The 15,034-nt window shown below is 66.7% G+C and carries 3 protein-coding genes; all 3 read left to right on the top strand.

Features of this window, described 5'->3' with window-relative positions; translation table 11 throughout:
- The first annotated feature begins 134 nt into the window (after window positions 1–134).
- The 3 genes from H3H37_RS24045 to H3H37_RS24035 all read left to right on the top strand — a co-directional run bounded on the left by H3H37_RS24045 (window position 135) and on the right by H3H37_RS24035 (window position 14,843).
- Window positions 135–11,087, top strand: a complete 10,953-nt coding sequence (locus H3H37_RS24045; protein WP_182167345.1) for an SPM autocatalytic domain-containing protein — start codon at window positions 135–137, stop codon at window positions 11,085–11,087.
- Between the two features lie 247 nt (window positions 11,088–11,334).
- Window positions 11,335–13,485 carry a peptidase domain-containing ABC transporter gene (locus H3H37_RS24040; protein WP_182167297.1) on the top strand — a complete coding sequence of 717 codons (2,151 nt, stop codon included), beginning with the start codon at window positions 11,335–11,337 and terminating at the stop codon, window positions 13,483–13,485.
- Entirely contained in the window at window positions 13,458–14,843 is a 1,386-nt protein-coding gene (locus H3H37_RS24035; protein ID WP_182167295.1) for an HlyD family type I secretion periplasmic adaptor subunit, read from the top strand. Before H3H37_RS24040 ends, H3H37_RS24035 begins: the two co-directional genes overlap by 28 nt.
- Window positions 14,844–15,034 lie beyond the last annotated feature (191 nt).

Genomic DNA, 15,034 nt, shown 5'->3' with positions numbered 1-15,034 from the left:
CATAAAGCAAGTAAAAATCGGCAATTGCCACTGGTCAGGAGAAGGAGCCACGGGTCGCCCGTCGGCTCCCATTCGTTTCCAATCAGAAATTAGCGGCGAACTTCAGGAGAAATGCAATGAGCATCGTAACGAGTATGACAACTGATCAGATCGCGAATCTGACCACGCAAGAGATCACCACGCTGGTGACCTCGGACATTGCGGGGCTCAATTCCGATCAAATCGCCGCCTTCACCAGTACGCAAATCGCTGTATTCAGTTCCACGCAAATCGGCGCGATCACGACGGCCACGCTGCCCTCGCTGACCACCGCCGATTTCGCCGCCATCACCACCTCCACGCTGGCTGGCCTGACGACCGCGCAAACGAAGGCACTGACGACCGATCAGATCGTTGCGATGACCACCTCCCAGGCCAATGCCCTGTCGACCCAGCAAGCCGCCGCGCTGACCACCGACGACGTGGTCGCGATGGAAACCGCTGACTTCGCCGCACTGAAGACCTCCTCCGTCGCCGCCCTGACGACCACCCAGGTCAAAGCCATGACGACCGACCAGGTGGTGGCGCTCGGTACCGACCAGGCCAACGCCCTGACCACCGCGCAAGTGGCGGCATTGAGCACCGATGATATCGCCGCCATGCAGACGGCGGACCTGGCCGCCCTGAAGACGGCCGCCATCGCCGGCCTCGCGTCGGCCCAGGTCGCCGCCCTGACCACCACCCAGATCAACAACCTGCCGACCGCCCAACTGGCCGCCCTGAGCACCGCCAACGTGGCCAACGGCCTGACCACCGACCAGATCGTCGCGCTGACGTCCAGCCAGCTGGCCGCCCTGAGCACGGCGCAAGTGGCCGCGCTGTCGAGCAACAGCATCGCCGCCATCGAAACGGCGGACATCACCGGCCTGACCACCAACGCCATCGCCGCCCTGAAGTCGGCGCAAGTGGCGGGCATGACCACGGCCCAGGTGGCCGCGCTGTCGACCAACCAGGTCAGCGCGCTGACCACGGCTGCCATGACCGGCATGAACACCGACCAGATCGGCGCCCTGACCACGGCCCAGGCAGCAGCCCTGAGCACCGGCCAGGTGGCTGGCCTGTCGACCAACTCGATCGCCGCCCTGACCACCGCCGACTTCGCCGCCCTGAAGACGGCTGCCATCGCCGCCCTGTCGACCAACCAGGTCAAGGCCCTGACCACCGACCAGGTGGTGGCGCTGTCGACTTCCGAAGCCAACGCCCTGTCGAGCACCCAGGTCGCCGCGCTGAGCACCGATGATATCGTCGCACTGGAAACGGCCGACCTGGCCGCGCTGAAGACCTCGGCCATCGCCGGTCTGGGCTCCGCCCAGGTCGCCGCCATGACCACCAACCAGATCAACAACCTGCCGACCGCCCAACTGGCCGCCCTGAGCACCGCCAACGTGGCCAACGGCCTGACCACCGACCAGATCGTCGCGCTGACGTCGAGCCAGCTGGCCGCCCTGAGCACGGCCCAGGTGGCAGCCCTGTCGAGCAACAACATCGCCGCCATCGAAACGGCTGACATCACCGGCCTGACCACCAACGCCATCGCCGCGCTGAAGTCGGCGCAAGTGGCAGGCATGACCACGGCCCAGGTGGCCGCGCTGTCGACCAACCAGGTTAGCGCGCTGACCACGGCTGCCATGTCCGGCATGAACACCGACCAGATCGGCGCCCTGACCACGGCCCAGGCAGCTGCCCTGAGCACCGGCCAGGTGGCTGGCCTGTCGACCAACTCGATCGCCGCCCTGACCACCGCCGACTTCGCGGCCCTGAAGACGGCTGCCATCGCTGGCCTGTCGACCAACCAGGTCAAGGCGCTGACCACCGACCAGGTGGTGGCCCTGACGACCTCCGAAGCCAATGCGCTGTCGAGCACCCAGGTTGCCGCCCTGAGCACGGATGATATCGCCGCCATGGAAACGGCAGACCTGACCGCGCTGAAGACCGCGGCCATCGCCGGCTTGAGCACCGCCCAGGTGGCTGCCCTGACCACCAACCAGGTGAACAACATGGCCACGGCCCAGCTCGTGGCCCTGAGCACCGCTGATATCGCTGCCGGTCTGACTACCGACCAGGTCGTCGCGATGACGTCGAGCCAGCTGGCCTCGCTGAGCACGGCCCAGGTGGCTGCGCTGTCGAGCAACAGCATCGCCGCCATCGAAACGGCTGACATCGTTGGCTTGACCACGGCTGGCATCGCTGCCCTGAAGTCGTCGCAAGTGGCGGGCATGACCACGGCCCAGGTGGCCGCGCTGTCGACCAACCAGGTCAGCGCGCTGACCACGGCCGCCATGTCCGGCATGAACACCGACCAGATCGGCGCCCTGACCACCGCCCAGGCAGCTGCCCTGAGCACCGGCCAGGTGGCTGGCCTGTCGACCAACTCGATCGCCGCCCTGACCACCGCCGACTTCGCCGCCCTGAAGACGGCCGCCATCGCTGGCCTGTCGACCAACCAGGTCAAGGCGCTGACCACCGACCAGGTGGTGGCCCTGACGACCTCCGAAGCCAATGCGCTGTCGAGCACCCAGGTTGCCGCCCTGAGCACCGACGACATCGCTGCGATGGAAACGGCTGATCTGGCTGCGCTGAAAACTTCGGCCATCGCCGGCCTGAGCACCGCCCAGGTGGCCGCGCTGACGACCAACCAGGTCAACAACCTGCCGACCGCCCAACTGGCTGCCCTGAGCACTGCTGACGTCGCCAATGGCCTGACCACCGACCAGGTCGTCGCGATGACGTCGAGCCAGCTGGCCTCGCTGAGCACCGCCCAAGTGGCAGCCCTGTCGAGCAACAGCATCGCCGCTATCGAAACGGCTGACATCGTTGGTCTGACCACCAACGCCATCGCTGCGCTGAAGTCGGCGCAAGTGGCTGGCCTGACCACGGCACAAGTTGCCGCGCTGTCGACCAACCAGATCGGCGCGCTGAGCACCGCCGCGATGAACGGCATGAACACCGACCAGATCGGCGCCCTGACCACCGCCCAGGCAGCTGCCCTGAGCACCGGCCAGGTGGCTGGCCTGTCGACCAATGCGATTGCCGCCCTGACCACCGCCGACTTCGCCGCACTGAAGACGGCCGCCATCGCTGCCCTGTCGACCAACCAGGTCAAGGCACTGACCACCGACCAGGTGGTGGCCCTGTCCACGGCAGAAGCGAACTCGCTGTCGAGCGCACAAGTTGCCGCCCTGAGCACCGATGACATCGCTGCGATGGAAACGGCTGATCTGGCTGCGCTGAAAACCTCGGCCATCGCCGGCCTGAGCACCGCCCAGGTGGCCGCACTGACGACCAACCAGGTCAACAACATGCCAACGGCCCAGCTGGCTGCTTTGAGCACCGCTGACGTCGCCAATGGCCTGACCACCGACCAGATCGTCGCGATGACGTCGAACCAGCTGGCCTCGCTGAGCACCGCCCAGGTGGCTGCCCTGTCGAGCAACAGCATCGCCGCCATCGAAACGGCTGATATCGTGGGCCTGAGCACCAACGCCATCGCTGCGCTGAAGTCGGCGCAAGTGGCTGGCCTGACCACGGCACAAGTTGCCGCGCTGTCGACCAACCAGATCGGCGCGCTGAGCACCGCCGCGATGAACGGCATGAACACCGACCAGATCGGCGCTCTGACCACGGCCCAGGCAGCTGCCCTGAGCACCGGCCAGGTGGCAGGTCTGTCGACCAATGCGATTGCCGCCCTGACCACCGCCGACTTCGCCGCACTGAAGACGGCCGCTATCGCTGCCCTGTCGACCAACCAGGTCAAGGCACTGACCACCGACCAGGTGGTGGCCCTGTCCACGGCAGAAGCGAACTCGCTGTCGAGCGCACAAGTTGCCGCCCTGAGCACCGATGACATCGCTGCGATGGAAACGGCTGATCTGGCTGCGCTGAAAACCTCGGCCATCGCCGGCCTGAGCACCGCCCAGGTGGCCGCACTGACGACCAACCAGGTCAACAACATGCCAACGGCCCAGCTGGCTGCTTTGAGCACCGCTGACGTCGCCAATGGCCTGACCACCGACCAGATCGTCGCGATGACGTCGAACCAGCTGGCCTCGCTGAGCACCGCCCAGGTGGCTGCCCTGTCGAGCAACAGCATCGCCGCTATCGAAACGGCTGACATCGTTGGTCTGAGCACCAACGCCATCGCTGCCCTGAAGTCGGCGCAAGTGGCTGGCCTGACCACGGCCCAGGTGGCCGCGCTGTCGACCAACCAGATCGGCGCGCTGAGCACCGCCGCGATGAACGGCATGAACACCGACCAGATCGGCGCCCTGACCACCGCCCAGGCAGCTGCCCTGAGCACCGGCCAGGTGGCAGGTCTGTCGACCAACGCCATCGCCGCGCTGACCACCGCTGACTTCGCCGCACTGAAGACGGCCGCCATCGCTGCCCTGTCGACCAACCAGGTCAAGGCCCTGACCACGGATCAAGTGGTGGCTCTGTCGACCGCTGAAGCGAACTCGCTGTCGAGCGCACAAGTTGCCGCCCTGAGCACGGACGACATCGCTGCCATGGAAACGGCTGATCTGGCTGCGCTGAAGACCTCGGCGATCGCCGGAATGAGCACCGCCCAGGTGGCCGCGCTGACGACCAACCAGGTCAACAACATGCCGACTGCCCAGCTGGCTGCCCTGAGCACCGCTGACATCGCTGCCGGCCTGACCACCGACCAGATCGTGGCAATGACGTCGAGCCAGTTCGCCTCGCTGAGCACCGCCCAGGTGGCTGCGCTGTCGAGCAACAGCATCGCCGCCATCGAGACGGCTGACATCGTGGGCCTGAGCACCAACGCCATCGCTGCGCTGAAGTCGGCGCAAGTGGCTGGCCTGACCACGGCCCAGGTGGCCGCGCTGTCGACCAACCAGATCGGCGCGCTGAGCACCGCTGCGATGAACGGCATGAACACCGACCAGATCGGCGCCCTGACCACCGCCCAGGCAGCTGCCCTGAGCACCGGCCAGGTGGCAGGTCTGTCGACCAACGCCATCGCCGCGCTGACCACCGCCGACTTCGCCGCACTGAAGACGGCCGCTATCGCTGCCCTGTCGACCAACCAGGTCAAGGCTCTGACCACGGATCAAGTGGTGGCCCTGTCGACCGCTGAAGCGAACTCGCTGTCGAGCGCACAAGTTGCCGCCCTGAGCACCGACGACATCGCTGCCATGGAAACGGCTGATCTGGCTGCGCTGAAGACCTCGGCGATCGCCGGCCTGAGCACCGCCCAGGTGGCCGCGCTGACGACCAACCAGGTCAACAACATGCCGACTGCCCAGCTGGCTGCCCTGAGCACCGCTGACGTCGCTGCCGGCCTGACCACCGACCAGATCGTGGCAATGACGTCGAGCCAGTTCGCCTCGCTGAGCACCGCCCAGGTGGCCGCGCTGTCGAGCAACAGCATCGCCGCCATCGAAACGGCTGATATCGTTGGCCTGAGCACCAACGCCATCGCAGCCCTGAAGTCGGCGCAAGTGGCTGGCCTGACCACGGCACAAGTTGCCGCGCTGTCGACCAACCAGATCGGTGCCCTGAGCACCGCTGCGATGAACGGCATGAACACCGACCAGATCGGCGCCCTGACCACGGCCCAGGCAGCTGCCCTGAGCACCGGCCAGGTGGCTGGTCTGTCGACCAACGCCATCGCCGCGCTGACCACCGCCGACTTCGCAGCACTGAAGACGGCTGCCATCGCTGCCCTGTCGACCAACCAGGTCAAGGCGCTGACCACGGATCAAGTGGTGGCCCTGTCGACCGCGGAAGCGAACTCGCTGTCGAGCGCACAAGTTGCCGCCCTGAGCACCGACGACATCGCTGCCATGGAAACGGCTGATCTGGCTGCGCTGAAGACCTCGGCCATCGCCGGTCTGAGCACCGCCCAGGTGGCCGCGCTGACGACCAACCAAGTCAACAACATGCCAACGGCCCAGCTGGCTGCCCTGAGCACCGCTGACATCGCTGCCGGCCTGACCACCGACCAGATCGTGGCAATGACGTCGAGCCAGTTCGCCTCGCTGAGCACCGCCCAGGTGGCTGCGCTGTCGAGCAACAGCATCGCCGCCATCGAGACGGCTGACATCGTGGGCCTGAGCACCAACGCCATCGCCGCCCTGAAGTCGGCGCAAGTGGCTGGCCTGACTACGGCACAAGTGGCCGCGCTGTCGACCAACCAGATCGGCGCGCTGAGCACCGCCGCGATGAACGGCATGAACACCGACCAGATCGGCGCTCTGACCACGGCCCAGGCAGCTGCCCTGAGCACCGGCCAGGTGGCAGGTCTGTCGACCAACGCCATCGCCGCGCTGACCACCGCCGACTTCGCCGCACTGAAGACGGCCGCTATCGCTGCCCTGTCGACCAACCAGGTCAAGGCCCTGACCACGGATCAAGTGGTGGCCCTGTCCACGGCAGAAGCCAACTCGCTGTCGAGCGCACAAGTTGCCGCCCTGAGCACCGACGACATCGCTGCGATGGAAACGGCTGATCTGGCTGCGCTGAAGACCTCGGCGATCGCCGGCCTGAGCACCGCCCAGGTGGCCGCGCTGACGACCAACCAGGTCAACAACATGGCAACGGCCCAGCTGGCTGCCCTGAGCACCGCTGACATCGCTGCCGGCCTGACCACCGACCAGATCGTCGCGATGACGTCGAGCCAGTTCGCCTCGCTGAGCACCGCCCAGGTGGCTGCGCTGTCGAGCAACAGCATCGCCGCCATCGAAACGGCTGACATCGTGGGTCTGAGCACCAACGCCATCGCTGCGCTGAAGTCGGCGCAAGTGGCTGGCCTGACCACGGCCCAGGTGGCCGCGCTGTCGACCAACCAGATCGGTGCCCTGAGCACCGCTGCGATGAACGGCATGAACACCGACCAGATCGGCGCCCTGACCACGGCCCAGGCAGCTGCCCTGAGCACCGGCCAGGTGGCAGGTCTGTCGACCAACGCCATCGCCGCTCTGACCACCGCCGACTTCGCAGCACTGAAGACGGCCGCCATCGCTGCCCTGTCGACCAACCAGGTCAAGGCCCTGACCACGGATCAAGTGGTGGCCCTGTCCACGGCAGAAGCCAACTCGCTGTCGAGCGCACAAGTTGCCGCCCTGAGCACCGACGACATCGCTGCGATGGAAACGGCTGATCTGGCTGCGCTGAAGACCTCGGCGATCGCCGGCCTGAGCACCGCCCAGGTCGCGGCGCTGACGACCAACCAGGTCAACAACATGGCAACGGCCCAGCTGGCTGCCCTGAGTACCGCTGACGTCGCTGCCGGCCTGACCACCGACCAGATCGTCGCGATGACGTCGAGCCAGTTCGCCTCGCTGAGCACCGCCCAGGTGGCTGCGCTGTCGAGCAACAGCATCGCCGCCATCGAGACGGCCGACATCGTCGGTCTGACCACGGCTGCGGTTGCCGCGCTGAAGTCGTCGCAAGTGGCTGGCCTGACCACGGCACAAGTGGCCGCGCTGTCGACCAACCAGGTCAGCGCGCTGACCACGGCTGCCATGTCCGGCATGAACACCGACCAGATCGGCGCCCTGACCACCGCCCAGGCAGCTGCCCTGAGCACCGGCCAGGTGGCTGGCCTGTCGACCAACGCGATCGCCGCCCTGACCACCGACGACTTCGCCGCCCTGAAGACGGCCGCCATCGCCGGCCTGTCGACCAACCAGGTCAAGGCACTGACGACCGACCAGGTGGTGGCGCTGACCACGGCGGAAGCAAACTCGCTGTCGAGCGCACAAGTTGCCGCCCTGAGCACGGACGACATCGCCGCTATGCAAACGGCTGATCTGGCTGCCCTGAAGACCTCGTCCATTGCCGGCCTGAGCACCGCCCAGGTCGCCGCGCTGACGACCAATCAGGTCAACAACATGCCAACGGCCCAGCTGGCTGCCCTGAGCACCGCTGACATCGCTGCCGGCCTGACCACCGACCAGATCGTGGCAATGACGTCGAGCCAGTTCGCCTCGCTGAGCACCGCCCAGGTGGCTGCCCTGTCGAGCAACAGCATCGCCGCCATCGAAACGGCCGACATCGTTGGCCTGACCACGGCTGCGGTTGCCGCGCTGAAGTCGGCGCAAGTGGCTGGCCTGACTACGGCACAAGTGGCTGCGCTGTCGACCAACCAGGTCAGCGCGCTGACCACGGCTGCCATGTCCGGCATGAACACCGACCAGATCGGCGCCCTGACCACCGCCCAGGCAGCTGCCCTGAGCACCGGCCAGGTGGCTGGCCTGTCGACCAACGCGATCGCCGCGCTGACCACCGACGACTTCGCCGCCCTGAAGACGGCTGCCATCGCCGGCCTGTCGACCAACCAGGTCAAGGCCCTGACCACGGATCAAGTGGTGGCGCTGACCACGGCGGAAGCGAACTCGCTGTCGAGCGCACAAGTTGCCGCCCTGAGCACGGACGACATCGCCGCCATGCAAACGGCTGATCTGGCTGCGCTGAAGACCTCGTCCATCGCCGGCCTGAGCACCGCCCAGGTCGCCGCGCTGACGACCAACCAGGTCAACAACATGCCAACGGCCCAGCTGGCTGCCCTGAGCACCGCTGACGTCGCTGCCGGCCTGACCACCGACCAGATCGTCGCGATGACGTCGAGCCAGTTCGCCTCGCTGAGCACCGCCCAGGTGGCTGCCCTGTCGAGCAACAGCATCGCCGCCATCGAGACGGCCGACATCGTTGGCCTGACCACGGCTGCGGTTGCCGCGCTGAAGTCGTCGCAAGTGGCGGGCATGACCACGGCACAAGTGGCCGCGCTGTCGACCAACCAGGTCAGCGCGCTCACCACGGCCGCCATGACCGGCATGAACACCGACCAGATCGGCGCCCTGACCACGGCCCAGGCAGCTGCCCTGAGCACCGGCCAGGTGGCAGGCCTGTCGACCAACTCGATCGCCGCGCTGACCACCGCCGACTTCGCCGCACTGAAGACGGCTGCCATCGCCGGCCTGTCGACCAACCAGGTCAAGGCGCTGACGACCGACCAGGTGGTGGCGCTGTCGACTTCCGAGGCCAACGCCCTGTCGAGCGCCCAGGTTGCTGCCCTGACCACGGACGACATCGCCGCCATGGAAACGGCTGACATCACCGCGCTGAAGACCTCCGCCTTCGCCGGCCTGACCTCGGCCCAAGTCGGTGCGTTGACCACGACCCAGGTGAACAACCTGGCCACGGCCCAACTGGCAGCGCTGAGCACGGCCGATGTGGCCAACGGCCTGACCACCGACCAGATCGTCGCGCTGACGTCGAGCCAGATCGGCGCCCTGAGCACGGCCCAGGTGGCTGCGCTGTCGAGCAACAATGTGGCCGCCATCGAGACGGCCGACATTGGTGGCCTGACCACGGCCGCAGTGGCTGCGCTCAAGTCGGCCCAGATCGCTGCGCTGGCAACGGCCCAGGTAGCCGCGCTGTCGAGCAACCAGGCTGCCGCGCTGACCACGGCCAACATGGCCGCGCTCAACAGCGACCAGGCTGGCGCGCTGACCACCGCCCAGGCTGCCGCGCTGAGCAGTGGCCAGGTGGCTGCGCTGGCGACCGCTTCGGTGGCCAACCTGGCCACGGCCGACCTGGCCGCGCTGAAGACCGCCGCCATCGCCGCCCTGACCACCAACCAGGTGCGTGCGCTGACGACCAGCCAGATCGCCAGCCTGCCGACGGCCGATGTGATGGTGCTGACCACCTCGCAGATGACCAACGGCCTGAGCACGGATCAGATCGTGGCGCTGACCTCCGACCAGTTCAGCGTGCTGAGCACGGCCCAGGTGAATGGCCTGAGCACGGCCAGCATGGTTGCCATCGAAACGGCCGACATCGCTGCGCTGAAGACCTCGGTGATCGCCACCCTGCGCACGGCCCAGATCAACGCCCTGACCACGGACCAGGTGGTGGCGCTGAGCACCAACCAGGTCGCCGCGCTGAGCACGGCAGCGATCTCGGCTGGCCTCACCTCCGACCAGGTGGTGGCGCTGTCGAGCAACCAGCTGACCACCCTCAGCACGGGCCAGTTGGCCGCGCTGTCGACGGCCAACCTGGTGGCGATGGAAACGTCGGACTTCTCGTCGCTGACCACCAACCAGATCTCGCATCTGTCGACTGGTCAGATCCACAGCCTGACGACCGACCAGATCCACAACATGACCACGACCCAGGTGCATTCGCTGACCACGGTGCAGATCCACGCACTGACCAGCCAGCAGGTCCAGGCCATGACGACGGATCAGATCCACGCGCTGCAGAGCCTGACGCCTATCGTGCTGGACCTGAACGACAACGGCATCCAGACCCTGAGCGTGACCCAGGGCGTGCAGTTCGACATGCAAGCCAACGGCAGCAAGGTCAACACCGGCTGGATCGCCGGCGGCGACGGCTTCCTGGCCATGGACCGCAACGGCAACGGCACCATCGACGATGGTTCGGAACTGTTCGGTTCGGGCACCACGCTGGCCGACGGCCAGAAAGCCACCACCGGCTACCAGGCCCTGGCCGAGCTCGACACCAACCATGACGGCGTGATCGACAGCAAGGACAGCGCCTTCGCCGACCTGCGTGTCTGGGTCGACAGCAATGCCGACGGCGTCAGCCAGGCCGGTGAGCTCAAGTCGCTCGCCTCGCTCAACATCACCCAGCTCAACCTGGATGTGACCAAGGGCAGCGCGATCGACAACGGCAACATCTCGGGCCTGACCTCGACCTACACCACGGCCGATGGTCGCAGCCACGGCGCGGCCGACGTCTGGTTCGAGTCGGGCAAGGCCGATGTGGCGGCGCCGGCGGTGGACCTGCGCGGCAACGTCAGCAGCCTGGTGCAGGCGATGTCGGCCTTCGGCAGCGGCGAAGGCGCGGCGGCCACCGGCGGCACGCTCAAGCTCGACGGCAGCAACGCGAGCGGCGGCGTCAACACGGCGGTGGCGGCCATGGCCGATGCGCTCAAGCAGTTCGACGCCAACGGCCAGCTGTTCGGCTCGACGCAGACGGCTGCCACCGACGCCGAGCTGCACCTGAAGGCACTGCGCGACACCGGCAGCCACGGCTTCCTGGCCACGCCACAGAAGTAAGCGGCGGCAGCGGCGCGGCGGGCGTTGCCCACCGCGCTGCGACCGGGCAAAAACGGCAAGACCACGCGGTCTTGCCGTTTTTTTTTAAAGTGCACACAGGCACTAAAAAAGGCGCCGGGAACGCGGTTGCTGCGGTAGAATCGCTCAGCATGTTCCGGCGCTGCGCCGGCGTGACGTCGTCCACCCGCTCGCATGAGAAAGCCAACCTTGATGCCGTCATCCTCTCCATCGCGTTCGTTACCGCACAATGCACGATAAATTTCCCCACACCGCGATCCAGTGCCTGACCGCGATCGCGCAGCACCATGGCTTGCAAATCAATCCCGAACGTCTGATCGACGACTACGCGCTGGGCGCCCAGGAACCCGGCAACGGCGTGCTGCTGCGCATCGCCAGCGACATCGGCCTGAAGGCCAAGGCCGACCGCCTGAGCTGGAGCCGGCTGCTGGCGCAAGGCGGCGTGTTCCCGCTGATGGCGCGGCTGAACGACGGCAACATGGTGATCGTGGTGGGCGTGCGGCCCGGCGCGGAGGGCCAGCCGGCCCAGGTCGCACTGCTCAACCCGATCAGCCAGCAGGCCAGCGTGACGATGGAGGATGGCGACAGCTTCTGCCGCCGCTGGCAGGGCGAGGTGCTGTTCGTCAAACGCCAGCACAAGCTTACCGATCCCAACCAGCCGTTCGGGCTGCGCTGGTTCATTCCCGAAATCCTCAAGCAGAAGGCCGCGTTCCGCGACATCTTCATCGCCGCCGTCGCCATGCAGCTGTTGGCGCTGGCCTCGCCCATCTTCTTCCAGCTGGTGATCGACAAGGTGCTGACCCACCAGAGCGTGACCACGCTGTGGGTGCTGGCGGCCGGCATCGTGCTGGCACTGGCGTTCGACGCCATCTTCGGCTTCCTGCGCCAGACCCTCACGCTGGCGGCCAGTAACAAGATCGACATGCGCCTGACCCGGCGCACCTTCGGCCACCTGCTGTCGCTGCCGATAGACTATTTCGAGACCACCACCGCCGGCATCATCACGCGCCACATGCAGCAGCTCGAGAAGATCCGCAACTTCCTCACCGGGCGCCTGTTCATGACGGGGCTGGACCTGATCGCGCTGCTGGTGTTCCTGCCGGTGCTGTTCACCTATTCATTCAAGCTGGCCGCCATCGTGCTGCTGTTCGCGGCCCTGATCGCGGGCGTGGTGATGGCCATGGTGCCGACCTTCCAGCGCCGCCTGAACGCGCTCTATTCGGCCGAGGGCCAACGTCAGGCCATGCTGGTGGAAACCATCCACGGCATGCGCACGGTGAAGGCGCTGGCGATCGAACCGAGCCAGCGCCGCATCTGGGACCAGCGCTCGGCCGAGGCCATCACCATGCACTTCCGGGTCGGCCAGATCTCGATCACGGGCAACGCCATCACGGATTTCCTGGGCAAGCTGATGCCCGTCACGCTGATCGTGATCGGCGCCCAGGAAGTGTTCGACCAGACGCTGACGGTGGGCGCGCTGATCGCGTTCCAGATGCTGTCGCAGCGCGTCACCCAGCCCCTGATCTCCATCGTCGGCCTGGTCAACGAATACCAGGAGACGGCGCTGTCCGTGAAGATGCTGGGCGAGGTGATGAACCGTGCGCCCGAGGGCCGCGCCGGAGCCGGCGGCCTGCGTCCCATCCTGCAGGGCGAGATTCGCTTCGACGATGTCACGTTCCGCTATCCGGGCGCGCCCAACCTGGCGCTGGACAAGGCCAGCTTCACCATCCAGCCCGGCACCGTGGTCGGCATCGTGGGTCGCAGCGGCTCCGGCAAGACCACGCTGACCAAACTGATCCAGGGCCTGTACGGGGTGCAGGAAGGCATCGTGCGCTTCGACGGCATCGACGCGCGCGAGATCGAACTGTCGCACCTGCGGCGCCAGATCGGCGTGGTGCTGCAGGAGAACTTCCTGTTCCGCGGCACGGTGCGCGAGAACCTGATCGTCACCAAGCCCGACGCCTCGTTCGAGGAGATCATCGAGGCGGCGGCGGCGGCCGGCGCCGACGAATTCATCGAGCGCCTGCCGATGGGCTATGACACGCTGCTCGAGGAGAACGCGGCCAACCTGTCGGGCGGCCAGAAGCAGCGGCTGTCGATCGCCCGTTCCCTGCTGGCCAAGCCGCGCATCCTGATCCTGGACGAAGCGGCCAGCGCACTCGATCCCGAGAGCGAGGCGATCTTCATCAACAACCTGTCGCGCATCGCCGTGGGCCGCACCGTGGTGATGATCTCGCACCGCCTGTCGACCCTGGTCAACGCCGACAAGATCATGGTCATGCAGCAGGGCCGCCTGATGGACGCGGGCCGCCATGCAGAACTGCTCACCCGTAGCGAAACTTACCAGCACTTATGGAACCAGCAAACAAGCCACCTGTAACCGCCACGTCCGCGCGCGCGCCGCGCCGCGGCCGGGACGAGACGGAAATCGAGTTCCTGCCGGACGCCGACGCCATCGAGCGCAGCCCGCTGCCGCGCTTCGTGCGGCTCACGCTGCACGTGCTGGCGGCCGCCTTTGTCACCTTCATCGTCTGGGCCAGCCTGTCGCACGTGGAGAAGATCGTGATCGCCAAGGGCCGGCTGGTCAGCCCGCAGGGCAACCTGGTGGTGCAGCCGCTGGAAACGTCCATCGTGCAGCGCATCGACGTGCAGGTGGGCCAGGTGGTGCGCCAGGGCCAGCTGCTGGCCACGCTGGACCCCACCTTCACCCAGGCCGACGAAGCGCAGCTGCGCACCCGCCTGCGCAGCCTCGACACCCAGACGGCCGAGCTGCAGGCTGAACTGGCGGGCCAGGGCCGGCCCGCCGCCGCCGGCCGCGGCGATGCCGACCAGCAACTGCAGGCCCAGCTGTCGGGCGAGCGCCAGGCCAACTTCGAGGCGCAAAAGAAGAAGATGGACGAGAACATCGCGCGCCTGCAGGCGGGGCTGGAGACGAACAAGCGCGACCAGGTGATCCTGGCCCAGCGCGTCAAGTCGCTGCGCGAAGTGGAAGCGATGCAGGAGCAGCTGATGGCCGAGCAGTTCGGCGCCAAGATGCACTTGCTCGAAGCGCGCGACCGCCGGCTGGAAGTGGAACGCGACATGATCCTGCAGCGCAACAAGGCCGAGGAGATGCAGCGCGAGCTGGCCGCCGCCCAGGCCGAGCGGGCCGCGTTCGGCAAGGGCTGGCGCCAGAAGATGATGGAAGACTTGCTGGCCGCCACCCGTGACCGCGACGGCATCAAGGAACAGCTGGCCAAGGCCGACAAACGCCACCAGCTGGTGCAGCTGACGGCGCCGGCCGACGCCATCGTGCTCGAAATCGGCAAGACGGTGTCGGCCGGTTCCGTGGTGCGCGAGGCGGAGCCGATGTTCACGCTGGTGCCGCTCAATGGCGGGCTGGAGGCGGAAGTGCAGATCGACTCGCTCGACATCGGCTACATCAAGACCGGCGCGCTGGCGCACCTGAAGGTGGATGCGTTCCCGTTCCAGGAACACGGCGCGCTCGATGGCAAGGTGCGCACCATCAGTTCCGACGCGTTCCGGCGCGACGCCAACAACCCGGGCCAGGGCATGGACGCCTACTACGTGAGCCGCATCGCGCTGGGCGACGGCAAGCTGCGCAAGATGCGTCCCGGCGCCCGCCTGCTGCCCGGCATGACCCTGTCGGCCGAGGTGGTGGTGGGCCACCGCACCGTGATGTCCTACCTGCTGTGGCCGCTGACCAAGGCCATGGACGAATCGATCCGCGAGCCGTAAGCAACACCCAACCAACCGGGGTCAGGTCATGCTTCCATGCAAAACGCGCGCATTTTGCATGGAAGCATGACCTGACCCCGGTTAATGAGATGGTCACCCTCACCCTATAAGTCCTAATCTTATAGGGTGTTTTCATTTCTGGAGGGCGCCATCATGGACAGCGTAACGTTGATCGGTATCGACCTTGGCAA

This window comes from Rugamonas brunnea (genome assembly GCF_014042345.1).
GTDB lineage: Bacteria > Pseudomonadota > Gammaproteobacteria > Burkholderiales > Burkholderiaceae_D > Rugamonas > Rugamonas brunnea.
Note: the sequence above shows the minus strand (reverse complement) of the source record. Positions and strands in the feature narration are given on the sequence as shown.